The organism is Lelliottia sp. SL45, from assembly GCF_026672535.1.
In the GTDB taxonomy this organism is placed as follows: domain Bacteria; phylum Pseudomonadota; class Gammaproteobacteria; order Enterobacterales; family Enterobacteriaceae; genus Enterobacter; species Enterobacter nimipressuralis.
Map to the genome: position 1 here is coordinate 813,900 of NZ_JAPPRH010000003.1, position 25,504 is coordinate 839,403.

The 25,504-nt window shown below is 54.4% G+C and carries 27 protein-coding genes, 1 pseudogene and 1 riboswitch; of the genes and pseudogenes, 19 read left to right on the top strand and 9 right to left on the bottom strand.

Annotated features, from left to right (window positions below):
* Positions 1 to 13: 13 nt before the first annotated feature.
* From OVA10_RS09755 to OVA10_RS09765, 3 genes are all read right to left on the bottom strand, one after another.
* Entirely contained in the window at positions 14 to 1,390 is a 1,377-nt protein-coding gene (locus OVA10_RS09755) for a diaminobutyrate--2-oxoglutarate transaminase (RefSeq protein ID WP_123427324.1), read from the bottom strand.
* 263 nt (positions 1,391 to 1,653) lie between these two features.
* The gene (locus OVA10_RS09760; protein WP_268195839.1) at positions 1,654 to 2,115 is read right to left on the bottom strand and encodes a hypothetical protein; all 462 of its coding nucleotides are present in this window, start codon (positions 2,113 to 2,115) and stop codon (positions 1,654 to 1,656) included.
* A 201-nt stretch (positions 2,116 to 2,316) separates the two neighbouring features.
* A complete protein-coding gene (locus tag OVA10_RS09765; protein ID WP_268195840.1) occupies positions 2,317 to 3,357 on the bottom strand; it encodes a YadA-like family protein in 1,041 nt (346 codons plus the stop codon).
* A gap of 461 nt (positions 3,358 to 3,818) precedes the next feature.
* Positions 3,819 to 3,915: riboswitch (TPP riboswitch) on the top strand.
* A gap of 36 nt (positions 3,916 to 3,951) precedes the next feature.
* Here OVA10_RS09765 and thiM point away from each other — a divergent pair.
* From thiM to OVA10_RS09780, 3 genes are read left to right on the top strand one after another with little or no spacing between them, the layout of a single operon-like run.
* Positions 3,952 to 4,722 (top strand): hydroxyethylthiazole kinase, encoded by a 771-nt coding sequence (thiM, locus tag OVA10_RS09770; RefSeq protein ID WP_123427330.1) that lies wholly within the window; start codon positions 3,952 to 3,954, stop codon positions 4,720 to 4,722.
* Entirely contained in the window at positions 4,719 to 5,519 is an 801-nt protein-coding gene (gene thiD / locus OVA10_RS09775; RefSeq protein WP_100779577.1) for a bifunctional hydroxymethylpyrimidine kinase/phosphomethylpyrimidine kinase, read from the top strand. The genes thiM and thiD overlap by 4 nt, the downstream gene beginning before the upstream one ends.
* Before the next feature lie 49 nt (positions 5,520 to 5,568).
* On the top strand, positions 5,569 to 6,315 hold the full coding sequence (locus OVA10_RS09780) for a GntR family transcriptional regulator (RefSeq protein WP_100779578.1): 747 nt from the start codon (positions 5,569 to 5,571) through the stop codon (positions 6,313 to 6,315).
* On the opposite strand, the gene OVA10_RS09785 is transcribed toward OVA10_RS09780, so the two are convergent.
* From OVA10_RS09785 to OVA10_RS09795, 3 genes and pseudogenes are all read right to left on the bottom strand, one after another.
* Positions 6,289 to 7,245 (bottom strand): PfkB family carbohydrate kinase, encoded by a 957-nt coding sequence (locus tag OVA10_RS09785; RefSeq protein WP_268195841.1) that lies wholly within the window; start codon positions 7,243 to 7,245, stop codon positions 6,289 to 6,291. The two genes, OVA10_RS09780 and OVA10_RS09785, sit on opposite strands and share 27 nt — an antisense overlap.
* Positions 7,242 to 8,247, bottom strand: a pseudogene (locus OVA10_RS09790) (ADP-ribosylglycohydrolase family protein). The gene OVA10_RS09785 and the pseudogene OVA10_RS09790 overlap by 4 nt, the downstream one beginning before the upstream one ends.
* Positions 8,244 to 9,521: a nucleoside permease gene (locus tag OVA10_RS09795; protein WP_100779581.1), complete on the bottom strand. Its 1,278-nt coding sequence runs from the start codon at positions 9,519 to 9,521 to the stop codon at positions 8,244 to 8,246. The pseudogene OVA10_RS09790 and the gene OVA10_RS09795 overlap by 4 nt, the downstream one beginning before the upstream one ends.
* A gap of 252 nt (positions 9,522 to 9,773) precedes the next feature.
* On the opposite strand from OVA10_RS09795, the gene fbaB reads away from it, so the two are divergent.
* From fbaB to OVA10_RS09830, 7 genes are all read left to right on the top strand, one after another.
* Complete coding sequence (gene fbaB, locus OVA10_RS09800; protein ID WP_123427334.1) at positions 9,774 to 10,826, top strand: class I fructose-bisphosphate aldolase; 1,053 nt, start codon at positions 9,774 to 9,776, stop codon at positions 10,824 to 10,826.
* A gap of 312 nt (positions 10,827 to 11,138) precedes the next feature.
* Positions 11,139 to 12,293, top strand: a complete 1,155-nt coding sequence (locus OVA10_RS09805) for a mandelate racemase family protein (protein ID WP_248858727.1) — start codon at positions 11,139 to 11,141, stop codon at positions 12,291 to 12,293.
* A 33-nt stretch (positions 12,294 to 12,326) separates the two neighbouring features.
* On the top strand, positions 12,327 to 13,943 hold the full coding sequence (locus OVA10_RS09810) for an ABC transporter substrate-binding protein (protein WP_248858726.1): 1,617 nt from the start codon (positions 12,327 to 12,329) through the stop codon (positions 13,941 to 13,943).
* The gene (locus tag OVA10_RS09815) at positions 13,940 to 14,977 is read left to right on the top strand and encodes an ABC transporter permease (protein ID WP_107703253.1); all 1,038 of its coding nucleotides are present in this window, start codon (positions 13,940 to 13,942) and stop codon (positions 14,975 to 14,977) included. Before OVA10_RS09810 ends, OVA10_RS09815 begins: the two co-directional genes overlap by 4 nt.
* Positions 14,974 to 15,879, top strand: coding sequence for an ABC transporter permease (locus tag OVA10_RS09820; protein ID WP_123427338.1), 906 nt, complete (start codon positions 14,974 to 14,976; stop codon positions 15,877 to 15,879). Before OVA10_RS09815 ends, OVA10_RS09820 begins: the two co-directional genes overlap by 4 nt.
* Positions 15,851 to 16,714 carry an ABC transporter ATP-binding protein gene (locus OVA10_RS09825; protein ID WP_100779587.1) on the top strand — a complete coding sequence of 288 codons (864 nt, stop codon included), beginning with the start codon at positions 15,851 to 15,853 and terminating at the stop codon, positions 16,712 to 16,714. The genes OVA10_RS09820 and OVA10_RS09825 overlap by 29 nt, the downstream gene beginning before the upstream one ends.
* A gap of 9 nt (positions 16,715 to 16,723) precedes the next feature.
* The gene (locus OVA10_RS09830; RefSeq protein ID WP_102104106.1) at positions 16,724 to 17,497 is read left to right on the top strand and encodes an ABC transporter ATP-binding protein; all 774 of its coding nucleotides are present in this window, start codon (positions 16,724 to 16,726) and stop codon (positions 17,495 to 17,497) included.
* Between the two features lie 86 nt (positions 17,498 to 17,583).
* On the opposite strand, the gene yegS is transcribed toward OVA10_RS09830, so the two are convergent.
* The 3 genes from yegS to OVA10_RS09845 all read right to left on the bottom strand — a co-directional run bounded on the left by yegS (position 17,584) and on the right by OVA10_RS09845 (position 20,097).
* Positions 17,584 to 18,483 carry a lipid kinase YegS gene (gene yegS / locus OVA10_RS09835; protein WP_100779589.1) on the bottom strand — a complete coding sequence of 300 codons (900 nt, stop codon included), beginning with the start codon at positions 18,481 to 18,483 and terminating at the stop codon, positions 17,584 to 17,586.
* Between the two features lie 186 nt (positions 18,484 to 18,669).
* Positions 18,670 to 19,683 (bottom strand): phage integrase, encoded by a 1,014-nt coding sequence (locus OVA10_RS09840; RefSeq protein ID WP_059179206.1) that lies wholly within the window; start codon positions 19,681 to 19,683, stop codon positions 18,670 to 18,672.
* A gap of 114 nt (positions 19,684 to 19,797) precedes the next feature.
* Positions 19,798 to 20,097, bottom strand: coding sequence for a helix-turn-helix domain-containing protein (locus tag OVA10_RS09845; protein WP_059179205.1), 300 nt, complete (start codon positions 20,095 to 20,097; stop codon positions 19,798 to 19,800).
* Between the two features lie 121 nt (positions 20,098 to 20,218).
* Between OVA10_RS09845 and OVA10_RS09850 the strand changes: the two genes are divergently transcribed.
* The 9 genes from OVA10_RS09850 (at position 20,219) to OVA10_RS09890 (ending at position 25,246) form a co-directional block, all read left to right on the top strand.
* Complete coding sequence (locus OVA10_RS09850) at positions 20,219 to 20,494, top strand: regulatory phage cox family protein (RefSeq protein ID WP_059179204.1); 276 nt, start codon at positions 20,219 to 20,221, stop codon at positions 20,492 to 20,494.
* Entirely contained in the window at positions 20,494 to 20,673 is a 180-nt protein-coding gene (locus tag OVA10_RS09855) for a hypothetical protein (protein ID WP_072241886.1), read from the top strand. Before OVA10_RS09850 ends, OVA10_RS09855 begins: the two co-directional genes overlap by 1 nt.
* Positions 20,661 to 21,161, top strand: coding sequence for a hypothetical protein (locus OVA10_RS09860; protein WP_059179203.1), 501 nt, complete (start codon positions 20,661 to 20,663; stop codon positions 21,159 to 21,161). Before OVA10_RS09855 ends, OVA10_RS09860 begins: the two co-directional genes overlap by 13 nt.
* A gap of 64 nt (positions 21,162 to 21,225) precedes the next feature.
* A complete protein-coding gene (locus OVA10_RS09865; RefSeq protein WP_142503404.1) occupies positions 21,226 to 21,447 on the top strand; it encodes a DUF2732 family protein in 222 nt (73 codons plus the stop codon).
* A gap of 2 nt (positions 21,448 to 21,449) precedes the next feature.
* Positions 21,450 to 21,674 carry a hypothetical protein gene (locus OVA10_RS09870; RefSeq protein ID WP_072241869.1) on the top strand — a complete coding sequence of 75 codons (225 nt, stop codon included), beginning with the start codon at positions 21,450 to 21,452 and terminating at the stop codon, positions 21,672 to 21,674.
* A gap of 21 nt (positions 21,675 to 21,695) precedes the next feature.
* Positions 21,696 to 21,971, top strand: coding sequence for a DUF5405 family protein (locus tag OVA10_RS09875; protein ID WP_059179201.1), 276 nt, complete (start codon positions 21,696 to 21,698; stop codon positions 21,969 to 21,971).
* Complete coding sequence (locus OVA10_RS09880) at positions 21,961 to 24,252, top strand: replication endonuclease (protein WP_268195842.1); 2,292 nt, start codon at positions 21,961 to 21,963, stop codon at positions 24,250 to 24,252. Before OVA10_RS09875 ends, OVA10_RS09880 begins: the two co-directional genes overlap by 11 nt.
* 89 nt (positions 24,253 to 24,341) lie before the next feature.
* Positions 24,342 to 24,569: a hypothetical protein gene (locus OVA10_RS09885; protein WP_268196877.1), complete on the top strand. Its 228-nt coding sequence runs from the start codon at positions 24,342 to 24,344 to the stop codon at positions 24,567 to 24,569.
* 176 nt (positions 24,570 to 24,745) lie between these two features.
* Positions 24,746 to 25,246: a DUF2971 domain-containing protein gene (locus OVA10_RS09890; protein WP_268195843.1), complete on the top strand. Its 501-nt coding sequence runs from the start codon at positions 24,746 to 24,748 to the stop codon at positions 25,244 to 25,246.
* Positions 25,247 to 25,504: the final 258 nt, after the last annotated feature.

A 25,504-nucleotide genomic window follows, 5' to 3' on the forward strand; every position in this document is an offset into this window, starting at 1 on the left:
TTTCCTAACTCCGTTAGACCGGGCGAACGCCCGCAGCAAGCAGCGCCTGCTCGAATTTATCCAGGAAGACGTTCAGTTCCTGATCGCTAATCAGCAGGGATGGCAGCAGACGCAGAACCACGCCGTTACGACCACCGCGCTCCAGAATCAGGCCTGCTTCGAAGCATTTCTTCTGGATCAGGGCAGAGAGGTCACCGTCGCCTGGGAAACAGCCCATGTGATCTGCCGCTTCGTTCGGTTTCACGATCTCGATGCCGATCATCAGGCCCAGGCCGCGCACGTGGCCGATCACCGGATAACGCTGCTGCAGCTCAACCAGCTGGCCTTTCAGCCATTCGCCCTGAGCGGCCACTTTGTCGGCGATATTCTGATCTTTCAGAATTTTCAGCGTGGTCAGGCCGGTTGCCATCGCCAGCTGGTTGCCACGGAAGGTGCCGGTGTGATGACCTGGTGCCCAGGCATCGAACTGCTTTTTGATGCCGAGAACGGCCAGTGGCAGACCGCCGCCGACAGCTTTAGACATCACGATGATGTCTGGCTCGATACCCGCGTGTTCGAAGGCAAACTGCTTGCCGGTACGGCAGAAACCAGCCTGAACTTCGTCGAGGATCAGCAGAATGCCGTGCTCCTGAGTCACTTTACGAATGCGCTGCAGCCACTCAGCCGGAGCCGGGTTCACGCCGCCTTCGCCCTGAACCGCTTCCAGAATCACGGCCGCAGGTTTACGCACGCCGCTTTCGACGTCGTTGATCAGGTTATCAAAGTAGTAGGTCAGCGCTTTCACGCCCGCGTCACCGCCGATACCCAGCGGGCAGCGGTACTGGTGCGGGTAAGGCATGAACTGCACTTCTGGCATCATGTTATCGACCGCTTCTTTCGGAGACAGGTTACCTGTCACGGAGAGCGCGCCGTGGGTCATCCCGTGATAGCCGCCGGAGAAGCTGATAATGCTGCTGCGACCGGTGACTTTTTTCGCCAGTTTCAGCGCGGCTTCTACCGCATCGGCACCGGATGGGCCGGTGAACTGCAGACAATATTCTTTGCCCTGGCCTGGCAGCAGGGAGAGCAGATACTCAGAGAACTCGTCTTTCAACGGTGTTGTCAGATCGAGAGTATGTAACGGCAAGCCGCTGGTAATGACATTTTGGATGCTTTTCAGCACATCAGGATGGTTATGGCCAAGCGCGAGGGTGCCAGCGCCGGCAAGACAGTCAAGGTATTCTTTATTATCTGCATCGGTAATCCACACGCCATCTGCTTTAGCGATCGCTAAAGGCAGTTTGCGAGGATAACTCCTGACGTTCGATTCAAACTCGGCCTGACGGGCCAGATAGGTTTCGTTGCTTTTGCGGGCATCTGCGGTGTCAATACGGACTTTATCCGTCATCATATCACTCCCACAACCGGGGCAGCCTTATGCGCCTCGATTGAATAAATAGTTAGTAAAGGATAGGGCGAGTAAAAAACGCGGCCAATATAGAGCCTTTTGGCGCGTGGCTCAATGGTTAATTTGTTTACTGTTTTGTTACAAAAGAGGGGGGTTGAAGAGCGTTCAATAACCCGATGTTTTTGATAACAAAAATCTGCCGCTTCGACGCGAAAAGCCCTCACCCCGCGCAATACAAAAAAGGCGGCACGTTAGCCGCCTTAACATTACTTCTGCGTGAACGGCAATAAGCCATGATCGCGGCCATGGGTTTTATTCCATGACGCATCGGTAATACCGTCTTCATCAAGCGTGATGGAGAGTACGTAACCCGCCCCTTTAATCTCATAACTATTCGCATTAAAACGCTTTATCGTCGCCTGCTTACCGTTGATTTTGGCGGTGAAAAAGCCGTTGCTGACGCTGGCTTTGATCCCGTTTGCCGTGAACGAAGCTTCACGCAGCGGGTCATGCACTTTGGCGCTCTGACCGTGCTGCACGGCGTTGGCGGCATTCTCAAGCGCCTGTTTTTCGGCCATGGCGTTCATCGTCGTGGTGCGGTTTTGCTCCGCTAAATAACAGGTATCGCGGCTGACGCCTTGCGCTTCACACTTCGCCATACGCTCAGCCGGAGAGGAACAGGCCGAAAGCGCAGAGACAGCAATGGCGACCATCATTAATTTCTTCATTTAATAACCTCTAACACATTGGATACAATTTAAAGATGAGATGAGATCGCGACAGGAGAAATAATCTCTGTACATCGTCCCGAGCCAAAATCCGGTCAGTATTAATAAAATATAAAGCACAGCAGAAAATATTATTATTTTTATCATGATGGCTATCATCAACAGGTACAAAATCACTCTTTAATAACGAGAGCAGATATATCAGAAGCCAATTCCGATACCCGCGCCCATCGCGAAATCGTTGTTGGTGGAATCACTGACACCCGCTTTAATCACCGTTGCGTCGCCTGCATGGAATGATGCGCCCACGCTCAGCGCCTGCTCATTTTTGAATGTCCCGACGCCTGCGGAAAACATCACCTGCTGGCCCACCTGCACCTGAGGCATCGATGCAATGGCGATGGCAGATGCCGCCCCGCTGCGGGACTCTTTCTTGTTATCGTCCACTTCATCTTTCAGGTTTTTGAACTGACTATTACTGGCGGACTGCTGTTGAGCAAACGACTGTTTCGCGTCTTGCAGGTCTTTCTCGACGCTCGCCGACTGCTGGGCAGCGGCACTCTGCAGATGGTTAATCTGCTGATTCACATCCTGTTTAGTCTGCTGAAGATCTTTATTCAGGCTGGCCGACTGCTGCGTGCTGGCGTTCTTCACCGTCGAAATCTGCTGATTCACATCCTGCTTAGTCTGCTGAAGATCTTTATTCAGGTTGGCCGACTGCTGCGTGCTGGTGTTCTTCACCGTCGAAATCTGCTGATTCACATCCTGTTTAGCCTGCTGAAGATCTTTTTCAATGCGGGTCGTTTGCTGCGTGGTGGTATTTGTTACCGTCGTAATCTGGTTAGTGATGTTCGTGTTGGTCTGTTGCAGTGCATTATCGATGTCGATTTTCTGCTGAGTGACCGCATTATTCGTATTATCAATTTGCGTGTTTAAATCTGTTCGCGTCTGCTGTAAATCATAGTTGACCACCAGTACTGCATCTTTAGTGCTATTCAGATCGTCATCTACGCTACTGATACGCGTATTCAGTCCCTGAATAGCCTGTTCGCTATCGACTTTATTTTGGGTGATCTGGTTCTGATGATCGTTGATAAGACCGATAGCCGCCTGGTGATCGGCTTCAACGGTATCACCCCACGCTTGAGAATAATCTATTGGTGCAGCAAATACGCTTCCGGCGCAGAAAAGCGTCAACGTAAATACAGCGACAGGGGTTTTACGAGCTAATATTAATTTCACGATCTCAATCTCAACAATAAATGCATAATTCTTAGATATAACGCAGCTAAAAACCGACGCGAAAAATCGAGTCGAGTAAGTCTGCTCCAGAGGGTGTATTTCTTTGATGGTCACAATCTTATTAACCGGGCTGAACTATCGTCTAACTGACGCGTGTGAACTTTGACGCAGATCACGTGCAGTGCATATATCTAACTTGCTGAAAGTAAACATTAATTTTTCTTAAAGCGTTGTTTTTATTTGTATTGTCACCCTGGTTTGCGAGGTGGTAGTGCCAAGAGAAGCGGAGAGTTAAAAACATTAAATCTGAATAATCAAAGAGATTAAATGTATACACAGTAAATGAATGTTGAGGCTATTTTTTTAATATTTTTGCCCTGACGCACGACAGAAATCGGCTCGCGAAGGCTTGCCTGAGGCGATGGCTTGCTCTACCCTGCTAAAATTACTGAACTGCTCAGTAAGTTGACTCGGGGTGCCCTTCCTTGTGAAGGCTGAGAAATACCCGTACCACCTGATCTGGATAATGCCAGCGTAGGGAAGTCAGATGCCCCTCACGGCTATCGCTTCTTGACGCAAGGCAGGAGCGAAACCATGCAGCCTGACCTGCTCGATTTACACGTCTTACACCACTTCCGTACCCGTTCTCCGCTTACTCACTGCATGACTAACGATGTGGTGCAGGCCTTTACCGCGAACGTTTTACTGGCCCTCGGGGCCTCTCCGGCGATGGTTATCGAAGCCGAAGAGGCGGAGCAGTTTGCCGGGATAGCCGATGCGCTGTTAATCAATGTCGGTACGCTCACCTCGCCGCGCGCGCAGGCCATGCGCCGGGCAATTGAACGTGCGGTTGGCGCAGGCAAGCCCTGGACGCTCGATCCGGTGGCGGTCGGTGCGCTGGCGTTTCGCACCCGCTTTTGCCAGCAAATTCTCACTCTGAAACCCGCCGCCATCCGTGGGAATGCCTCAGAAATCCTTGCCCTTGCCGGTATGAGTGCGGGCGGTCGCGGCGTAGACACTACCGATACCGCTGCCAGCGCGTTGCCCGCAGCCCAGGCACTGGCACGCCAGACCAACGCCATTGTTGCGGTCACGGGGGAGGTGGATTACGTCACCGACGGGCAGCGAACGAAAACCATCGCAGGAGGTGATCCGATGATGACCCGCGTGGTCGGCACCGGCTGTGCCCTGTCGGCGGTGGTTGCGGCAAGCTGCTCGCTGCCGGGCGATCGGCTGGATAATGTGGCTGCCGCCTGTGGATGGATGAAGCGCGCGGGAGGCGTAGCCGCCGCACACAGCGCCGGGCCGGGCAGTTTTGCCAGCGCCTTTATTGACGCCCTCTGGAATCTGGAGGCGCAGGCATGAAACGCATCAACGCATTAACCATCGCAGGCACCGATCCAAGCGGCGGCGCGGGTATTCAGGCCGATCTCAAAACGTTCTCCGCTCTCGGGGCTTATGGCTGCTCGGTCATCACCGCGCTGGTGGCGCAAAATACCCGTGGCGTGCAGTCGGTCTATCGCATTGAGCCAGATTTTGTCGCGGCTCAGCTCGATTCCGTGTTCAGCGACGTACGCATTGATACCACCAAAATCGGCATGCTGGCCGAAACCGATATCGTTGAAGCGGTGGCCGAGCGGCTGAAGCGTTATCAGGTGCAAAACGTGGTGCTCGATACGGTGATGCTGGCAAAAAGCGGCGATCCGCTGCTTTCAACGTCTGCCGTTGAAACCCTGCGTAAAAAGCTGCTGCCGCAGGTTTCGCTCATCACGCCGAATCTGCCGGAAGCGGCGGCGCTGCTCGATGCGCCGCACGCCCGTAGCGAACAGGAGATGAAAGAGCAGGGCCGTGCATTACTGGCGCTGGGCTGTGAAGCGGTGCTGATGAAGGGCGGTCATCTGGACGACGCCGAAAGCCCGGACTGGCTCTTTACCCGCGACGGTGCGCAGCGATTTACCGCCCCGCGCGTCATCACCAAAAACACCCACGGCACCGGCTGCACCCTGTCGGCGGCACTGGCGGCGCTGCGCCCGCGCCATGAAAACTGGGCCGATACGGTGCAGGACGCCAAAGCCTGGCTCTCACTGGCGCTCGCCAAAGCCGATACTCTGGAAGTCGGTCACGGTATTGGCCCGGTTCACCATTTTCATGCATGGTGGTAAAGCGCTGAAGGAGTATACTGAATAAGGACTTTCTGCCAGGAAAACAGAGATGGAACAAGCGCATACCCGGTTAATTGCTCAACTGAATGAACGGTTTGCGGCGGTGGATAATACCCCGCTTTATCTGAGATTTGCCGAGACGGTAAAAAACGCCGTGCGCAGCGGAATGCTGGAGCATGGCAACATTTTGCCGGGCGAGCGCGATCTGAGCCAGTTGACCGGGGTGTCGCGCATTACCGTGCGCAAGGCGTTGCAGGCGCTGGAAGAGGAAGGCGTGGTCACGCGTTCTCAGGGCTATGGCACGCAGATTAATAACATATTTGAGTATTCCCTCAAGGAGGCGCGCGGGTTTTCTCAGCAGGTGGTCCTGCGCGGCAAAAAGCCTGACACCCTGTGGGTGAACAAACGGATCGTCAAATGCCCGGATGAAGTCGCGTCGGAGCTCTCAATCGCACCGCAAAGCGATGTCTTTATGCTGAAACGCATTCGTTACGTTGACGACGACGCCGTGTCGATTGAAGAGTCCTGGGTGCCGGTTGGGCTGATTCACGACCCCGATGCCATCGGGATTTCTCTGTACGACTATTTCCGCAGCCAGAATATCTTCCCTCAGCGTACCCGCTCGCGCGTCAGCGCCCGGATGCCGGACAGCGAATTCCAGATGCACATCAAAATGGACGAAAAAATACCGGTGCTGGTGATCAAGCAAGTCGCGCTTGACCAGCAACACCGGCCGATTGAGTACAGCATTAGCTACTGTCGCAGCGATTTATACGTCTTTGTGTGCGAGGAGTAGTTCCTCGCGCGTCGGCGCACAGTCGCCGCCGCGATGGCTGACAACCCACGCGGCCACCGCATTACCGAGTAATACGGCGTCCGGGAGCGCCCAACCCGCCGCCAGCCCGGCCAGCGTTCCACCTGCGTGGCTGTCGCCCGCACCAATGGTATCCACCACCGTGGCGGGAAATGCCGGAACATGCCCGGCATTTTCACCGTCGTAATACTCTGCGCCGTCTTTATCGTGCCGCACAATCAGCGGGCAGTCGTAATGCGCCTGCCACGCCTTGCCGAGCGCTTCCACGGGCACATCAAGACTCTCCGCCGCAATAACGGCTTCCTGGCGATTCAGCGACACAATCGGTTTGCAGGCCATGATACGTGCCATCAATGCATCAGGAATATCCGCGATGCGTGGCCCAAAATCGATAAACGCCGTTACGTCTCTAAGCCCTTCCAGCCAGTGCGTCAGCAGGTCCCCGCACGGCGAGGCCAGCTGATAGCCCGAGAGCGATACCAGGCTGTGAGGCGGCACCACAAGCGCGTCCAGCCAGCTCTGCTGCCACTGGTTTTCCACGCCGCTGAAAGACATAAAGGTGCGCTCGCCGTCCGGCTCCACCAGCGCCAGGCACCAGCCGTTATCACCGCTTTCGGCTTCTACCGCGCTGTGCAGATCCTGTTTTGTCATGGCGTTACGAATGATATCGGCCCACACGCCGTGCCCGACCGGCAGCGCGTTTTGCGCCGTGATCCCGAGGCGTTTCAGGGCGATAGCGATGTTCAGCGCACAGCCGCCAATGTTCACGCCCTGCTGTTTTAATTCGATATCACACCCGCGCCAGGGCAGGGCGTAGGCATCGGCGATCACGTCGATGACCGCCGCACCCAGCACCGTCACCGGACGCTGGGCCGTTAAGGTTTCAAGCTGGTGAGAAAGTTCGGTTCTCATGCGCCCTCTCTTTCTTCCCGATAGTGCAGCAGATGCTCGCAGTAGTAGCCAAAGTCCAGCTGATTCACCGCATCCAGCTCGGCTTTCAGCGCCGGATCAATTGCCTGCACGCCATGCAGCGCGCCGCAAATCGCGGTCGCCATCGCGCCGATAGTGTCCGTATCCCCGCCGAGATTCGCGCATAAAATTGCGCAGCGGTTCGGGTCTGTCCCGGCCAGTTCCACCATCGCAATCGCCGCCGGAACGGATTCAATGGTGCTGGTGCCTGCGCCGACGAGCTGGTAAATCTGCTCGCTGGCGGAGTCGATGCCGTTGGCCTCGCGCACGGTTTTAAGGGCCAGTTCCAGACGCGCAGCCAGAGAAGCGCTGAACGTGGTGGATCTGGACTCTTGGGGCATAACGCGCGATGCCGGGCAGGGCGTCGACGATGTTCTGCCAGCTTTCCCCGTCAATGGCGCGGGAGATTGCCCAGGCGATCACCACCGCACCGGCAATCGCCAGATCCGATTTGTGCGTCGGACTGGAGGCGAGCGCCACCTGCTCAACAAAATGCTCAAGACGGGTGGCCGGGAGCAGGCAGCCGAGCGGTGAGGCGCGCATCGCCGCGCCGTTGGTAACGCCATTATTTTCCAGCTCGCTCACCGGTTTACCGCTGCGGATGGCGTTAAGGGCAATTTTTGACGTTGGGCCGAGCACGTTCTTATTAAAAGCATCAAACTCTTCGGCCCACAGCAGGATATGCCTGCCGATGGCATCGGGATCAATCTGCCCGTCGCATTCGATAATGGCATCCGCCAGGCTCAGGGCCATGGAGGTATCATCCGTAAACTCCGCCCGGCCAAAATAACAGGCGGCATTATTCTCTGCCGGGCCGGGCAAAAAGCGGTCGATCCAGCCAAAATGGGCTTTCACGCGGCTTCTTGGCCACAGCTCTGACGGCATGCCCATCGCATCCCCCAACATCTGCCCGTACAGGGCACCGAGAATACGTTCTGCTTTCATTTTACTTCCCCTCGTGTCAGCGCAGTATCGGCATCATCCACCTCAATGGCGGTGATCTCTTTATCCGATTCGCGGAAAAACAGCATAAACAGCACGGCGATAACGGCGATCATAATGCCGCCGAACGCCCACATTCCGGCCCAGTTGAAGGTCAACCCGTTCACAGGCTCTTTATAGGCAAACATTTTTTCCATCATCACGCCGCCAAGACGGTAGCCCAGCAGGCTGCCAAAGCCCTGGCAGCAGAGTGTGATCAGCCCTTGCGCTGCGGTACGCATATGCACAGGCGCTTTTTTGTCCACGTAGATATACGCGGTGACGTAATAGAAGTCGTAGCTTACGCCGTGGAGCAAAATGCCCAGGAACAGTAGCGCGTAGGTGAAGTACTGGTCCGCGCCACCGAAGACAAAGAAGCCGTAGCGGATAGCGGCGGTAATCAGGCCCAGCAGCAGGACCTTTTTAATACCAAAGCGCTTGGTGAAGAAAGGCAGCGCCAGCATAAAGAAGATTTCAGAGAACTGGCCGAGGGTCATCCAGCCGGTGGCGTTTTTCATGCCCACTTCCGTGAGATATCCGTTCGCAAAGATGTAGTAGAACGCCAGCGGCATCGCGAACAGGAACGAGCAGAAGAAGAACACGAGGAAGTTTTTATCGCGCAGTAAAATGAGCGCATCCAGCCCCAGCATCACTTTGATATCCAGCTTGCCGGTGCTCTTCGGGGGTGTGTTCGGCAGGAACAGGGCAAACACGCCCAGAAGCGCAGAGCTGGCCGCCGTCATCAGCAGGGGAATATTGGTGTCAGAAATATCGTTGTAGCCGAGCATCTGCGGCAGGAATCCGCAGGCCAGGCCCGAGGCGATCCAGCCAATCGTCCCCATCACGCGGATGCGCGGGAAATCGGCCTCCACATCGTCGACGTTCGCAAAGGCAATGCTGTTGGTCAGGGCGATGGTCGGCATGTAGGTCAGAGAGTAGAGCAGCAGCAGCGGGAAGAAGGCGCTGAACTGCGTTTGCTGGGCGGCGAAGTACATCAGAATTGCCCCGGCAAACATCAGCACCGCCAGCACTTTTTGCGCGGCAAAGAAGCGGTCTGTCAGCGAGCCAACGAGGATCGGCGAGAGGATCGCGGCGATAGCGGTACAGGCATACGACCAGCCAATTTCCCCGGCGGTAAAGCCGCTTTTACTCAGCCACAGCCACAGCGGCACAAACCACGCGCCCCAGATAAACCATTCAACAAACATCATGAATGACAGTTGGACTTTCGTTTTCATTGTTTAATCCTGCATGTCAGAGAGGGTACGCCTTTAACATACCACTCAATGATACCTTTTAAATACCTTTGCGGTGATTGTTTGATCAATGTAACAGTTTTGTTGTACACGAAACGAGCCAGCAGATTGTGCTGAAAAAAATGACTCCGGCTGGAAAATAGGCTAAGACGGGTCCAGGCTTAGTCTGCTCACAAAAATGTGGGTATGGATATCACGCTCCGACACGATGTCGGAACTTACGGGAGCATCGCTATGACTGATATTGCGCAGCTGCTTGGCAAAGACGCCGACAGCCTTTTACAGCATCGTTGTATGACTATTCCAGCCGATCAGCTCTACCTGCCGGGCCACGACTACGTTGATCGGGTGATGATTGATAACAATCGCCCGCCTGCGGTTCTGCGAAACATGCAGACGCTTTACAACACCGGGCGCCTCGCCGGAACAGGCTATCTGTCCATTCTGCCCGTTGACCAGGGCGTCGAGCACTCTGCGGGAGCGTCGTTTGCCGCCAATCCGCTCTATTTTGATCCGAAGAATATTGTTGAGCTGGCGATTGAAGCCGGCTGTAACTGCGTGGCGTCAACTTACGGCGTGCTGGCCTCCGTGTCGCGCCGCTACGCGCATCGCATTCCCTTCCTCGTAAAACTGAACCATAACGAAACCCTGAGCTACCCGACCGAATACGACCAGACGTTGTACGCCAGCGTCGAGCAGGCGTTTAACATGGGCGCGGTGGCGGTAGGGGCGACGATTTACTTCGGCTCTGAACAGTCCCGTCGTCAGATTGAGGAGATCTCCGCGGCGTTCGAGCGTGCCCACGAGCTGGGGATGGTCACGGTGCTGTGGGCCTATCTGCGCAACAACGCCTTCAAGAAAGATGGCGTGGATTACCACGTTTCTGCGGATCTCACCGGCCAGGCGAACCATCTGGCGGCGACCATTGGCGCGGATATCGTGAAGCAGAAAATGGCCGAAAATAACGGCGGCTATAAGGCGGTAAACTTCGGTTACACCGACGACCGTGTCTACAGCAAACTGACCAGCGAAAACCCGATTGATCTGGTGCGCTACCAGCTCGCCAACTGCTACATGGGCCGCGCGGGGCTGATTAACTCCGGCGGTGCGGCAGGCGGCGAAACGGATCTGACCGATGCGGTGCGCACGGCGGTGATCAATAAACGCGCGGGCGGTATGGGCCTGATTCTGGGACGTAAGGCGTTTAAAAAATCGATGACCGAAGGCGTTAAGCTGATCAACGCGGTGCAGGACGTGTATCTGGATACCAAAGTCACTATCGCGTAGGTTTACTGCAATCCCTTCTCCGCCAGGGAGAGGGGATTTATCAGATCCGATAATTTCCCTCTCATTCCTATGGGTAAAGAGATAACCCAAAACTCCGTTTCATTTCAGTCAAACCCTTATCCCGATCAACTTCACACTTCCCCTCTCTTTTGTGAAAACTGTCACTCCTCACCGTGCATATGCCCAATAAATGGTCGATGCTTAGCGGAATTTGTCTAAGGCAGCGGACGAATTTTGCGCTTAAAGTTACTTTCGAAACAGCTTTTCAAATTACGAAGTCGCTCTGAACCTCTGTTGTTTTAAGGACTGATAATGAAAATTGAATCTGTAAACGTCACCGTCTTCCAGTACCCGACGCGCCGGGTCTCCGACAGCGCCGGGCACTCGCACCCTGGCCCGGAAAGTATGGCCAAAATGGCGATGCTCTCGATCACGGCAGACGATGGCACCAAAGGGTACTCTTTCGCGCCGCCGGAAGTGGTGCGTCCCTTTGTGGTCAATACCTTCTTTCGCAAAGTGCTGGTCGGCCAGGATGCATTCAATCGCGAGAAAATCTGGCAGGAGCTGGCGCACTGGCAGCGCGGGAGCGCGCACCAGCTCACCGAGCGCGCGCTTGGGTTCGTCGAGCAGGCGCTGTGGGATCTGATTGGTCGCAAACTGAATATGCCGGTCTGGAAACTGCTTGGCGGCTATCGCGATAAAGTTCCGGCCTACGGCAGCACCATGTGTGGCGACGATCTGCCAGGCGGCCTGTCGACGCCGGATGAGTACGCGAGCTTCGCTGAAACCCTGGTGGCGCGCGGATACAAAGCCATCAAACTTCACACCTGGATGCCGCCCGTCTCGTTTGCGCCAAACCCGAAAATGGACGTCAAAGCCTGCGCCGCCGTGCGTGAAGCGGTCGGGCCAGATATCGATCTGATGATCGACGGCTATCACTGGTACAGCCGTACTGAAGCGTTGTACATCGGCAAAGAACTGGAAAAACTCAACTTCGCCTGGTTTGAAGAGCCGATGGAAGAGGAGAGCATGGCCTCCTACGTCTGGCTTGCGGAAAACCTGTCGATCCCGATTATCGGCCCGGAAAGCCTGGGCGGAAAACATCACAGCCGCGCCGACTGGGTGAAAGCGGGGGCGTGCGACATTCTGCGCGCGGGCGCTAACGGCGTGGGCGGGATATCACCGACGCTGAAAGTGGCGAACCTCGCGGAGTCCTTCGGCATGGACTGTGAAGTGCACGGTAACGGCGCGGCAAGCCTCGCGGTGATCGGCGCCATTAAAAACTGCCGCTGGTATGAGCGCGGCCTGCTGCACCCGTTCCTTGATTACGACCAACCGGCGGCGTATCTCCACAGCCTGGTCGACCCGATGGATGAACATGGCATGGTCAGCCTGCCGAATCGCCCTGGACTCGGCGAAGACATTAATTTTGCGTATATCGAAGCCAATATCGTCAGCCACGACTGACACATAAAAACGTACCCTACAGGCGATATATTCATGAAACAAACTCCGCTGTGCAGAGCGTGTGTACTCGCGCTCTCGCTGATGATGGGGGGCGGTGCGGCGTACGCGAAAACGCCGCCCGACCAGCTCATCATCGGCATGAACATGAACAACCTGCTGACCCTCGACCCGGCGGCGATGACCGGCAACGAAGTGGTTGGCATCGTGGTGAATCTCTACGATTCGCTGGTGGAGCTGGATCCGAACGAACTCACCCACGTCAGGCCCGCGCTGGCGAAATCCTGGGATATTGCGCCAGACGGCAAAACCCTGACTTTCCATCTGCGCGATAACGTCAAATTCCACTCGGGTAATCCGCTCACGGCGCAGGATGTGGTGTGGTCGATGCGCCGTCTGCTGCACCTCAATCTGGCGCAGGCGTCCGTCTGGAAATCCTACGGCTTTTCGAAGAAAAACATCGACCAGCAAATCCGCGCCACCGATGACTACACCGTGCAGATCGTGCTGCCCAAGCCTAACGATCCGCAGCTGGTGATTTACTCTCTCGGGGCGCTCGGCAATCTGGGCGTGCTCGACAGCAAAACGGTGCAGTCCCATGAGGTGAATAACGACTGGGGTAACCGCTGGCTGACCACCAACGAGGCCGGTTCTGGCCCATTCATGCTGGAAACCTGGCAGGCGAAAGATGTGCTGCGTATGCAGCGCAACCCGCACTACTGGCGCGATGAACCGAAAATGAACCGCGTCGTGCTGCGCCACTTTCAGGAGTCACAAACCCTGCGCCTGATGATTGAGAAAGGCGATCTGGATATTGCCAGTAACATGGCGGTGTCGGATATCAACGCCCTGCGCAAAGACCCTCAGCTTACGGTTGAAGCCGTGCAGAAGGGGACGGTCTATTACGTGGCGATGAGCATGAAAGAGGCGCACTTCGCCAACCCGAAAGTGCGCGAAGCGGTGCGCTATCTGATTGATTATCAGGGCATCAACAAAGCCCTGATGCCGGGCTACGGTGTGCTGCATCAGCGTCCAATCAAAGCCGGTATGCCGTCGACGCTCCCTGATCCGGGTTACCGGCTGGATATTCCGCGCGCCAAAAAGCTGCTGGCAGAGGCGGGCTATCCGGAGGGTTTCGACACCACCCTGCGCGTGCTGGCGGATCAGCCGTTCCTTAATATTGCCATCGCGGTGCAGTCGACGCTGATGCAGGCGGGGATCAACGCCAAAATCATCACCGGTACCGGCAATCAGATCTACGGCGCCATGCGCGAGCGTAAGTTCGACATGCTGGTCGGGCGCGGCGGGAGCGGCGTCGAACCGCACCCGCACTCTAGCCTGCGTGCGCTGGTCTATAACCCGGACAACAGCGACGAAGCGCGGCTCACCAACTTCCAGGGCTGGCGCACCAGTTTCTACGACAAGCCGCTGAACGAGATGATCGACAAAGCACTGCTGGAACGCGATCCGCAGAAGCAAGTGGCGGATTATCAGCAAATCCAGGTGCGCTACGACGAACTCATTCCGGCGATGGTCCCGCTGTCGCAGATGGTGGATTCCGTTGTCGTGCGTAATGAAGTGAAAAACTTCCAGTCGCACCCGTCGGCCACCACTTTCCTGCGTGAAGTCTACAAAACTGGAGGTGAAAAATGAGCGTCGCGATCCTCTCTCCCGGCTCCCGGACCCGCCGTTTCTCAAAGCGACTGACGCAGGTGCTGGTGACGCTGTTTGGCCTGCTGCTGCTGACGTTCTTCATTGGCCGCGTGATGCCGGTCGATCCGGTGCTGGCGATTGTCGGCCCGGATGCCGACCACAGCACCTATCAGCAGGTGTATCACCAGTTGGGCTTCGACCAGTCGTTGCTGACGCAGTTTGGTATTTATCTGAACAACCTGCTGCACGGCGATCTGGGTAACGCGCTGCTGACGGGCAAACCGGTCACAGACGATATTCTGCGCGTCTTCCCGGCAACCCTGGAGCTGGCGACGATGGCCATTATCGTCGGTGCGGGGTTAGGCATTCCGCTCGGCGTGCTGGCGGCGGCGCGTCGCAACAGTCTTTCCGATTACGTGGTGCGCATTATCAGCCTTGCGGGTTACTCCACGCCGATCTTTTGGGTCGGGATGATGGGGCTGCTGCTGTTCTACGCCTGGCTCGGCTGGGTGGGCGGCGCGGGACGGCTCGATTTAGGGCTGGACGGTATCGTGCCGCGTCGTACCGGGCTTATGACCATCGATGCGCTGCTGGCCGGAAACAGCGCCGTGTTCTGGAATGCGATCAACCACCTGGTCCTGCCCGCATCGTTACTGGGCTTCCATTCGCTGGCCTACATCAGCCGCATGACGCGCAGCTTTATGCTGGCGCAGCTCTCCCAGGAGTTCATCATCACCGCGCGGGTGAAAGGCTTAACCGAGCGTCAGGTGATCTGGAATCACGCGTTTCGCAATATCCTCGTGCAGCTGTTAACGGTCGTGGCGCTGGCCTACGGCTCGCTGCTGGAAGGGGCGGTGCTGATTGAAACCGTCTTCTCCTGGCCGGGCTTTGGCTCCTATCTCACCGGCAGCCTGCTGCTCGGCGACATGAATGCGGTGATGGGCTGTGTGCTGCTGGTGGGGCTGATCTTCGTGATGCTCAACCTGCTCTCCGACATGCTGTATCAACTCTTTGACCCGAGGACGAAATCATGACCGTTTCTCTGGATTCGCCGCTGGGGGCGCGCAACAGCGAAAGCCGCCAGCGTATTAAACGCACCCTGAACCGGGCGGGCGGTTTTGTCGGCAAAATGGCACGCAATCCGCTGACTGCCATCGGCGGCGGAATTGTTCTGCTGCTGCTGATCGTGGCCGCCTTTGCGCCGCTGATTGCGCCCTACAACCCGCTGGTGCAGGACCTCAACAATGCGCTGGTCGCGCCGAATGCGCAGCACTGGTTCGGCACCGACGAGTTTGGCCGCGATATTTTCAGCCGCCTGGTGTACGGCTCGCGCATCACGCTCTATATCGTGCTGCTGGTGTCGGTCACCGTCGGGCCGCTCGGTTTGCTGCTGGGCGTCACCGCCGGGTATTTCGGTGGCAAAGTGGATGCGGTGCTGATGCGGGTGACGGATATCTTTATCTCGTTCCCGAGCCTGGTGCTGGCGCTGGCATTCGTGGCAGCGCTCGGTCCGGGGCTGGAGCACGTGGTGATTGCCATTACGCTCACCGCATGGCCGCCGATAGCGCGCCTGGCGCGTGCGGAAACGCTCTCTCTGCGTCAGGCCGATTTTATCTCGGCGGTACGCCTGCAGGGCGCGTCTCCCGTACGCGTGCTGTGGCGTCATATCGTGCCGCTGTGTCTGCCGTCGGTGATTATCCGTATCACCATGAACATGGCGGGGATCATCCTGACCGCTGCCGGTCTGGGCTTCCTCGGCCTGGGCGCGCAGCCGCCGGAGCCAGAGTGGGGCGCGATGATCTCCAGCGGGCGCACTTACATGATGGAGTGCTGGTGGGTAGTGACTATTCCGGGGCTGGCGATTCTGATCAACAGCCTGGCGTTCAACTTCTTAGGAGATGGCCTTCGTGACATCCTCGATCCTCGCAGCGAATAACGCTCCACTGCTCGATGTGCGCGATCTGCACGTCGATTTTATCAACGGCGGCGCGGTGACCCATGCCGTGCGCGGCGTCTCCTTCCAGCTCGGACGCGAAAAGCTGGCGATTGTCGGCGAGTCCGGCTCCGGGAAATCCACCGTCGGGCGCGCGCTATTGCGCCTGCACCCGGCAAAAGCACGGATCAGCGCAACCAGGATGCAGTTTGGCGATGTCGATCTGCGCAGCGTCAGCGAGGCGCAAATGCGCGGCATTCGCGGCAAGCGCATCTCTATGATCATGCAGGACCCGAAATACTCTCTCAATCCGGTTGTCTGCGTGGGCGATCAGATCGCCGAAGCCTGGCTGACGCACCATCCGGGGCGCAAAGCCGAGGCCAAAGCCAAAGTGCTGGAGATGCTCGACGTGGTGCGCATTCGCCAGCCGGAGCGGGTCTATCATCTCTATCCGCATGAAATTTCCGGCGGGCAGGGGCAACGCATCATGATCGCCATGATGCTGATCACCGATCCCGAGCTTGTGATCGCCGATGAACCGACCTCCGCGCTGGACGTCTCTGTGCGTTTGCAGGTGCTGGGATTGCTGGACGATCTGGTGAAATCCCGCGGGCTGGGGCTGATTTTTATCAGCCACGATATCAACCTGGTGCGCAGTTTCTGTGACCGGGTGCTGGTGATGTACGCCGGTCGGGTGGTGGAATCCATCGCCGCCTGCGATCTGCACAAGGCGCAGCATCCTTATACCCAGGGGTTAATCAGCGCCCTGCCGGAACTTAACCACCGCCGTCCGGTGCTGCCGGTATTGCAGCGTCAGGCCAGCTGGCTTACGGAGTAAGGAGCAGAGATGATCGAGATTAACAACCTCAACCTGGCCTTTGGCGAGGGTGAAAAGCGCAATCAGGTGCTGAGCGATGTGAATATTCACGTCGGCGAAGGGGAAATTTACGGGCTGGTGGGGGAGTCGGGTTCCGGCAAAACCACGGTGCTGAAATGTCTGGCCGGGCTGTTCACCCACTGGGACGGCGAACTTGCCATCGACGGTAAACCGCTGGGGCGAAAGATTAACGCTGAGCGATGCCGTCGCGTGCAGATGGTCTTTCAGGACCCGTACGGATCGCTGCATCCGCGTCATACTATCGGCGATATTCTGGAAGAGCCGCTGCAAATTCACGGGATTCAGGATCGCGACCGGCGTATCCACGGTTTGCTGGATAAAGTGGGGCTGAACCGGGCGTTTCGCGATCGCTATCCGCATCAGCTGTCCGGTGGGCAGCGTCAGCGCGTGGCCATCGCCAGAGCACTGATTCTGGAGCCGCAGGTGTTGCTGCTGGATGAACCGACATCGGCGCTGGACGTGTCAGTGCAGGCGGAGATCCTGAATTTACTGGCGGAACTCCAGCGCGAATCGAATCTCACCTATTTAATGGTGACGCACGATCTGGGCGTGATTGCGCACCTGTGCCAGAAAGTGGCGGTGATGCAGTACGGCAAGATTCTGGAGACCCTGAGCGTGGATGAACTGGTCGCCGGAAACGCCAAAACCGACTATACGCGGATGCTGGTCAATGCCAGCCAGCAGTACAGCCGGGAGATGGCGCGCGAGGTGGCGGCGTATTGAGTGGCGTGGGTGCCGGGGGGTAGCGGCACCTTTGCGGGCCTAGGGTGTGCAGGCTCGTGCAAGGAAAGCGTCGCCTGGCAAAACGGTCACCGCAGAAGCGCACAATCCGGCGGCAAACGGCACTCCAGCGCACCGGGAAGCAGGGAAATACGGAAATGTTCCCCGCTGAGCGGCTCGCCGTCGAGATTAAAGGTCATACCGTGTGGGGCGATAATTTCAAACCACGCGGACTGTCCGTCGAGCACGTTCGGGCTCTCTTCCGGGCGGGTCAGTGTGGTGAACAGGGCAGGCAGCATGCCGTCGCTGGTGAAGATACGCAGCTGTAACAGCCCATCGTTGATCAACGCGTCCGGACACAGCTGCTGTCCGCCGCCCGCCTGACGCCCGTTTCCGATACCGATCACCAGCGCATCGCCCTGCCAGTGGAAGTTTTCGCCATTAATTTCGCAGCGATCGGGCTTGAGCATATCCATACGCATCAGACCGTGAATCAGATACGACACACCGCCAAGGGCGGCTTTTAGTTTCTCCGGCGTTTCGCTGGTAATGCGCGTACCAAATCCGCCTGTCGCCATATTGATAAAACAGGTTTTATCATTCACCTGGGCAATATCCACCGCTGCCGGTTTCCCGACAATAGCCAGCTGGAGCGCCTTGTCCAGTGTCTCCGGAATGCCTGCGCTGGTGGCGAAATCATTGGCGGTACCGAGCGGTAAAATGCCCATCACCGGGCGCTGAGCACTATCGTGTTCAATCAGCGCCGTCGCGACTTCGTTAATGGTGCCATCGCCGCCCCCGGCGATCACCGTCGCCACCCCAAGACGACAGGCTTCGTCGATATACCGCGCGGCATCGCCTTTTTCCCAGGTCACACGAACGTGAATGTTCGCGCCAGTATCACGCAGGTCGGCAATCGCCTGGCGCAGAAGGTCGTTGCCTGCGCTTTTGCCGTTGAGGATCAATAAACTATCCGGATATGTCGCCATTCAGCGTTGCTCCCTTTTTTAGCACTAACAAGAGTGTATCCCAGCGAGGGAAAAAGCGGGTAAGAACAGGATGAAAGGGCAAAAAATAAGCCTGCGTAAGGGCGTTTATACGCCCTTACAACAGGGGCTTTCAGCGGTGCAATGCGGGTTTTCACGGCACACAAGACCACTGAAAACCACTATAAATCACTCAAGCGTGGACACTGTGTGGACACTCTGAGCGTCCGTGCCACCGCGTAAAGGATTGAGCGTTATCGCGTCCTGCAGGTATTCAGGGGCGAAATGTGCATACGTCATTGTTTGCTCAATTCGTGAATGCCCGAGAATCCGTTGAAGCGTGATAATGCTGCCCCCGTTAATCATAAAGTGAGTGGCAAAGCTGTGACGCAATGCGTGCGTTGCCTGACCCGGTGGCAGGTCCGGTTTCAACTCCTTCATTAGCCGTCTGAACGCTGGATAGTTAGCGTCAGTGAACAGAAAGCCACGCTTACCTGCAGTGATCATTGTTGCCAGCTCCTCTGATATCGGAACGGTTCGCGGCTTGTTGGTCTTTGTCTTAACGAACGTGACGCGATTTTGGATGATGTTTTCCGCTTTCAGTTTTGCCGCCTCACTCCATCTCGCGCCGGTGCTAAGGCAAAGAATCGCAATTTTTTTATTATCTCCGTCTACTTTAGACAGGAGCTCGGCGATCTCTTCTTGCGTGAGATATCCAGTTTCCGGTTTATCTTCCTTCAACCTTTTCAGGCCCCGGAAAGGATGCTCCCCGAAAAATAGCTCCGCATCTATCAATGCAGTAAACATCCCGCTAAGACACGTTAAATCACGATTTATACTCGATGGCTTGATGCCTTGAGAACGCCGCACAGTGCTGTATTGGCTTATCAATGATTTTGTAATCTGAAAAGCACATGGGTCACTGGTTATCTTGGTAAACAGCTCAATCTTGCCCAGGTAATCTCGACCGTGAGTCTCATGTTTGCCTTTCAACTCCCACCAAATTTTTGTCAGTTCCGACAGATGCCGCTTATCAGTCGGTTTCGCTAACCATTCTTTGTTGTGATGGTTGTACTGCGTATGTTTCTCGAAAGCGATAGCTTCGCTTTTCTTTTCGAACTTCCTGCGGATGCGCTTTCCGTTGCGCCCTGCAGGTCTAATGTCCACTTCATATCGACCATCATCGAGTTTCTTAATTGTCATAAGAAAACCCTCCGAAGGTATGTTTACTCTTTGTTGCTAACTGCTTGTTTTTAAATGCTGGGTACTTTTCGGCCAGTATTAAGCACTTTTCAAAAATGTACCTGCGATGAAGCGTTAACCAGTCTTTTGGTCTGAGTGCGGCAAGTTTGTTGTTTCTTGCCCAAAGTGTGCGAGTGCCGGTGCAATCTGCCCGGATTCTGGTGATATTTGTTCAGTCATAAACCACAAGGTGTATTTACTAAAGCGGGGGTTTTGAAGGATTTTCATCGTTACATCTGTCGGCGGAACAGTCCTTCCACTTTCATAGTAAGTTAAGGAGCTGTAAGGAACTCCTGTAATTTCAGCAAATTGCTTCCGATTCAGCCTTTCTGACTCCCTTATAAGCGCCAGCTTCTCACTGATTGCTGTTGACATGTTTTCAAGATCCTCTAATATTTACGAAATGTTCTATTGTGATTCAAGTTACTCTAAGTTCACTTGGAAACATTAGAGAACATTGAAGCCCATTGGTTAGATCTAGATGAAAGGTTATCAGATGATCAAACAAGTTGTCAGTACTAGTGATGCAGTTCCCTACCCTGAGTTTGCCAAACTCATCGGCAAGACACCTGCAGCGGTGCGTGGAATGATTGAGAAAGGGAAGTTGCCAGTAATTGAAATGACTGACCCGCAATCAACTTCTGGCAGGGCGGGGGAGTTCTGGGTGTACCTCCCTGCATGGAACAATGGGATGAAACTTGCCTACGAAAGCCGCCCGAAAGAAATTCGCGAAGGGTGGCTTATGTGGCTTGGTTTGGGGGAGCCCAAATGATGACCGAGCCACGTTGTATTGCCCAGTTGCTCCGTAATGAAAGCCCTGTGTCGATTAACTTCACGATCACTCATGGCCGTGGACGTCAGGGCGTTATTATTAGAACCCGCAAGCCTGGCATTTTTGCCACCGCGAAACGCATCTTTAAATCAAGAGGGTTATCCCTATGTCGGTTATGACTCTTGCGCTGGTCCAAAAACAACCTCAATCACTTCGCGTTGTAATTGGTAAACATCTTGCGCTTCCCCGCTGGCAGGATACTTGCGATTTTTATAATCAGATGATGGAACGTGATCGCCTGACAGTATGTTTTCATGCTCAGTTAAAACAGCGTCATGCAACTATGCGCTTTGAGGAAATGAATGATGTAGACCGTGAGCGTCTGGCTTGTGGTATTGATGAATTGCGAGCCGCATTTTCGAAACGTCGGCAGGTTGGCGCTTCTGAGTCGGCTTATATTAGTTTTTTGTCAGTGGGTCAGCGTCGCGCTTTATTCCTTCATGCTGGTTTAAGCGAGGTCGAATTTAATCAGCCTTACTGGCGCATTGATGAAGATTCTTGTTATTGGCGTGAGAAATTATTCCGCGCGCTCCGTGAATTATTCAGCTTGTTTGAGTATGCCCCAACTATTTTAACCTCGGTTAAGCCTGAGCAATATTTGCATTAATTAACTAGTCGAACATTTCACGCACTTGAATGTGCGGGGCATCTTTTTGTCTGGAGCCGGGTAAATGGAAAAAGAATTATCAGCACCTCCCAGCAATATGAAAGCTCTGTTGGCACAGGCTGCAGTTGAGGCGCAGCTAGTCACGGCGACCCGTTTCGCGTCGGCGCTTGATTCTTTGATAGCTCACATTTGCAAGTCTGAAATGAATCGGACTGAAATCATCGAGCTGTTGGGGCAGGAATCAGCAAAGATTCACAATGATATTTTAGGAAGTAATGGTTTTTAATTATGACTCAAATTAAACGTTCTGGAAAAAAACTAACTGACTTTCAAATTGTGTTGCTTAAAAAACTCCACTTACTAACCCCTTTATACATTACTAAAGGATTGTTTAGAACGTGCCCCTCTAAAGTGAGTAAAGCCTATCTAGGCATGGTTGGTCGTGGATATGTAATTGAAGTGGATGGTGGGTTTTGCATTACGAGTGAAGGTTTAAAGGTAGTTTGTCTTTAATATTGTTAAGGTGGTTTTTTTATGAGCATTCATATCGTTATCGGAAATAAATTCGTAATTACCAGCGATCAATTCCAATTTATTTTGCAGGAAAAGAAAATCGCTAAATCTGGAAAGAGTGCCGGTAAAGAGTGGCTTGATATCGTGGGCTTTTATCCAACGATTCCTAAGCTCGTTTCTGGCCTGATTTTGCATACCCTTCTAACCGGTGAAGCTCGTCAGTTTTCGGATTTAGAAAAGCAGGTTGAGCAGTTGGGACACAAATGTCTGGAAGCATTCACTGCTAATGGCCGCTGAGAATCGGGGGCGCGTCGCCCCCTCGCCACAACCCCCACTATCAAAAAGCACCGGTGATACTTTCGTCGGTGCTTATTCGTGGAATAAACCCCGCGAGGCCATAGGCCGCGACAGACCCCTTACACGTGCCGAACTCCGTCAGGTGCAAGGTGTTTTAAACCGAATTGACCGGCTGCCTTTTTTCCTACAAACGCTGTTTACGTCGCGTTATAACTTCATCCGCCGCACTAAGAGCCCACTCGGTGCGCTCTATTTCCTGAAAAATACTTTTGAGAGGAAGCTGTTGCCGCGTCTTGAGCGCGTTAACGAGCTGTGTGGGATGAATGAATCCGCCTCGATTGGCTTTTTGTCCGAGCGTGACCAATATGCGCGCCTGCCTGATATGAGCGACAAAGAGCTCAGGAAATTTTCAGCCCGAATTGCCTCACAGCTCTGGAGCAAATACGAGGAACTGAGCGACGCCTGGGCGGAGGCGCACGGCGGTAAAGAGACCCTTTTTACCGACGAGGCGCAGGCGCATTTGTATGGTCAGGTGGCCGGTGTTGCACGTGCTTTCAACTTCACCCCTTTGCACTGGAAAAAATACCGTAAGGGTCAGATGACGATCCGACAGGCATTTTCCGCTATCTCCCGTCTGATTAAAGATGAGTGGTGGGTCAACCAGCTCAAAGCGCAGCGTATGCGATGGCGCGAGGCGTTGCTAATTGCTGCCGGTGAGGTCAATAAAGACCGTTCACCCTACGCCAGCAAAATGGCGATCCGCGATGTTCACGCGCGCCGCCTGGCTAATCTCGAATACCTCAAATCCTGTGAGCTGGAAAACAAAGTTACCGGCGAACGAATCGACCTTATTAGCAAGGTTATGGGAAGCATTTCAAATCCTGAAATACGTCGAATGGAGCTGATGAACACTATCGCCGGGATTGAACGCTACGCGGCAAGCGTTGGCGACGTGGGGATGTTTATCACACTGACCACACCATCGAAGTATCACCCGACTCGTCAGGTTGGCAAAGGCAACAGCAAAACGGTTCAGCTCAATCACGGCTGGAACGATACCGCATTCACCCCCAAAGACGGCCAGCGCTATCTCTGCCGAATATGGAGCCTGATGCGCACTGCTTTCAAAGATAACGATTTAGAGGTTTACGGAATGCGGGTTGTCGAGCCTCATCACGACGGTACGCCACACTGGCACATGATGCTGTTTTGCAAACCCGGTCAGCGTAAAACTATCAACGAAATTATGCGTCGTTATGCACTCAAAGAGGACGGACACGAAAAGGGTGCGGCAAAACAGCGCTTTGAGTCCCGTCATCTTAATCAGGGTGGCGCGGCGGGTTATATCGCTAAATACGTTGCCAAAAACATCGACGGCTACGCGCTCGACGGCCAGCTCGACCACGACACCGGCAAGCCACTGAAAGACACGGCTGCAGCGGTCACCGCATGGGCGTCTACGTGGCGCATTCCTCAGTTTAAACCGATTGGCCTCCCGACAATGGGCGCTTACCGGGAACTGCGCAAACTGCCGCGCGGGGTGAGTATTGCCAGCGAGTTTGACGACAGGGTCGAGGCCGCGCGAGCTGCTGCAGATGAGGGCGAGTTTGACCTCTATATCATCGCGCAGGGTGGGGCAAATATGCCGCGTGATGCTCAGGCCGTCAGGGTCGCCCGTAAAGCGACGGATGAGGTCAACGATTATGAGGAGGATATTGAGAGAGTGGTTGGTATTTATGCCCCTCACCTCGGCGCGGGTCATATCCGTATAACGCGATCCGCAGACTGGCGCATCGTTCCAAAGGCTTTGGCCGTTGAGCCTTTGACTTTAAAAAGCGGCTCTGCCGCGCCTCGGAGTCCTGTCAATAACTGTGGAAAGCTCACCGGCGGTGGCGATCCAGTTATGACACCTACACCGTCTGAGCAAGCCGCAGCGGTGTTAAATCTGATTGATAAAGGCGTTATCGGTTGGGATGAACCCGACGTGATGAGGGTGCTCAGGGCCGCGTCTAAAGAGGGCGCGCCCCGCAAAAATCGACAGCAAAGAAATGCTGCACCGCTCAAACCCGCAGAACAAGCGCCATCAGCACGGATGACCAAAGCAGAGCGGGAAAGTATACCGAAAATTCGTTTCGACTTAGCGCAGGAGGGTATTACTCCTGAGCGCTGGGAGCTTGAAGCTTTGGCGCGTGGGGCAACGGTGAGTTATGGCGATAAAAAATTCAAATATACGACTACTGATGAGTGGCCGGGCAATACAACTCAGAGGGAATGGGCTTAATGAAAGATTTTTTGATTCAAACTGATAATTTTTGCTATGCATACATATTGGGTGCGCCTGAGGGGTATTAAATGCATCCATTACCGATTATGCACCCAGTGCCGCCAAGACACTCAAGTCGCAGCCTTAAGATGATGGCTATCGTTCAGCGCTTGCAACAAATTATGGTCAATGAAAACCTGACACCCGCCGAGCTGGTCGGGTGTGCCGAAATCGTCAGGGATAATTACGGCAGGATGTACGAAATCGCTAATACGAAAATTGAGGCGTTCACACCGGCGAAAGGGCCAACTACCCCGCCACCAAGCCGACCATAGGAAACCCTGTCTGTGCTGAAACTTTTTTTCAGCACGGACGGGGTTGAACAACGAGCTAGAGAGGCGTTAGAGTCTTTCTTTTTTGAACTAGCCTAACGGGGGCCACATTGATTCTATCAAGTGCTACTCATCTCTTCAGGTTCAGGGGAGACAACATTAATACAATAAACGAGTTGGTGAATAATTCGATTTGGCACTCAAAAATCAGTGGTCTCAATGATCCATTTGAAATGTTCTTTAATTTCGACAGGGATGCACTAAGGCAATTTGATCACTCAGATATTGCTGCAATCATTAAGAAAACAAAGTTTCTTGAAGTTCATAGGCACGCTATAGAAAAGTGCTTTTTCGAAAATGACTTAAGTCCAATATATAAACATATTGATGATTTCTGGGATGATGGGTTCTCTGCTGGCTTGCTTAGAGAATTTCAAAGTTGCGTTGCAACGGCATGTTTCACAAAAAAATACGACAGTAGATTAATGTGGGGGTATTACGGGAATGGTATGAAGGGAATTTGTTTTGCTTATAACAAAGAGAAATTAAAGAACTCAGATATTGAGTATTCTGATGTGGTGTATACCCCTGATCCTCCGAAAGTTAATCTTTACAAGCATCTTCTCGAAAAAATTCGAGGCGAGCCTGTAACTATCGATGGGGGGGTTCGCATTAGTTAAGCATTCTGATTGGGGGAGTGAGGAAGAGGTTAGAAGCTTAAAATACCTTAAAGGCGAAAATGTTTACGCACATCAGCCAGGCTTCGCGGTCCCGCTGAAAGAATGCTGCATTGATGCAGTAATCATCGGGGAGCGTTTGGCCGGAGACATGCGAGTTTTCATCGAGAATTTCGCTAAACAAAAACACATTGAAGTACTGATAGCTAAAGCTGACTTTACAAACTACAAGATTCAAATTGAGTCTAAATAAGTAGTGCG

What these genes read in the sequence shown, in the direction of transcription:
- OVA10_RS09755 (WP_123427324.1), bottom strand. Translation starts at nt 1,390, where the DNA reads ATGATGACGGATAAAGTCCGTATTGACACCGCAGATGCCCGCAAAAGC.
- OVA10_RS09760 (WP_268195839.1), bottom strand. Translation starts at nt 2,115, where the DNA reads ATGAAGAAATTAATGATGGTCGCCATTGCTGTCTCTGCGCTTTCGGCC.
- thiM (WP_123427330.1), top strand. Translation starts at nt 3,952, where the DNA reads ATGCAGCCTGACCTGCTCGATTTACACGTCTTACACCACTTCCGTACC.
- thiD (WP_100779577.1), top strand. Translation starts at nt 4,719, where the DNA reads ATGAAACGCATCAACGCATTAACCATCGCAGGCACCGATCCAAGCGGC.
- OVA10_RS09780 (WP_100779578.1), top strand. Translation starts at nt 5,569, where the DNA reads ATGGAACAAGCGCATACCCGGTTAATTGCTCAACTGAATGAACGGTTT.
- OVA10_RS09785 (WP_268195841.1), bottom strand. Translation starts at nt 7,245, where the DNA reads ATGAGAACCGAACTTTCTCACCAGCTTGAAACCTTAACGGCCCAGCGT.
- OVA10_RS09795 (WP_100779581.1), bottom strand. Translation starts at nt 9,521, where the DNA reads ATGAAAACGAAAGTCCAACTGTCATTCATGATGTTTGTTGAATGGTTT.
- fbaB (WP_123427334.1), top strand. Translation starts at nt 9,774, where the DNA reads ATGACTGATATTGCGCAGCTGCTTGGCAAAGACGCCGACAGCCTTTTA.
- OVA10_RS09805 (WP_248858727.1), top strand. Translation starts at nt 11,139, where the DNA reads ATGAAAATTGAATCTGTAAACGTCACCGTCTTCCAGTACCCGACGCGC.
- OVA10_RS09810 (WP_248858726.1), top strand. Translation starts at nt 12,327, where the DNA reads ATGAAACAAACTCCGCTGTGCAGAGCGTGTGTACTCGCGCTCTCGCTG.
- OVA10_RS09815 (WP_107703253.1), top strand. Translation starts at nt 13,940, where the DNA reads ATGAGCGTCGCGATCCTCTCTCCCGGCTCCCGGACCCGCCGTTTCTCA.
- OVA10_RS09820 (WP_123427338.1), top strand. Translation starts at nt 14,974, where the DNA reads ATGACCGTTTCTCTGGATTCGCCGCTGGGGGCGCGCAACAGCGAAAGC.
- OVA10_RS09830 (WP_102104106.1), top strand. Translation starts at nt 16,724, where the DNA reads ATGATCGAGATTAACAACCTCAACCTGGCCTTTGGCGAGGGTGAAAAG.
- yegS (WP_100779589.1), bottom strand. Translation starts at nt 18,483, where the DNA reads ATGGCGACATATCCGGATAGTTTATTGATCCTCAACGGCAAAAGCGCA.
- OVA10_RS09840 (WP_059179206.1), bottom strand. Translation starts at nt 19,683, where the DNA reads ATGACAATTAAGAAACTCGATGATGGTCGATATGAAGTGGACATTAGA.
- OVA10_RS09845 (WP_059179205.1), bottom strand. Translation starts at nt 20,097, where the DNA reads ATGTCAACAGCAATCAGTGAGAAGCTGGCGCTTATAAGGGAGTCAGAA.
- OVA10_RS09850 (WP_059179204.1), top strand. Translation starts at nt 20,219, where the DNA reads ATGATCAAACAAGTTGTCAGTACTAGTGATGCAGTTCCCTACCCTGAG.
- OVA10_RS09855 (WP_072241886.1), top strand. Translation starts at nt 20,494, where the DNA reads ATGACCGAGCCACGTTGTATTGCCCAGTTGCTCCGTAATGAAAGCCCT.
- OVA10_RS09860 (WP_059179203.1), top strand. Translation starts at nt 20,661, where the DNA reads ATGTCGGTTATGACTCTTGCGCTGGTCCAAAAACAACCTCAATCACTT.
- OVA10_RS09865 (WP_142503404.1), top strand. Translation starts at nt 21,226, where the DNA reads ATGGAAAAAGAATTATCAGCACCTCCCAGCAATATGAAAGCTCTGTTG.
- OVA10_RS09870 (WP_072241869.1), top strand. Translation starts at nt 21,450, where the DNA reads ATGACTCAAATTAAACGTTCTGGAAAAAAACTAACTGACTTTCAAATT.
- OVA10_RS09875 (WP_059179201.1), top strand. Translation starts at nt 21,696, where the DNA reads ATGAGCATTCATATCGTTATCGGAAATAAATTCGTAATTACCAGCGAT.
- OVA10_RS09880 (WP_268195842.1), top strand. Translation starts at nt 21,961, where the DNA reads ATGGCCGCTGAGAATCGGGGGCGCGTCGCCCCCTCGCCACAACCCCCA.
- OVA10_RS09885 (WP_268196877.1), top strand. Translation starts at nt 24,342, where the DNA reads ATGCACCCAGTGCCGCCAAGACACTCAAGTCGCAGCCTTAAGATGATG.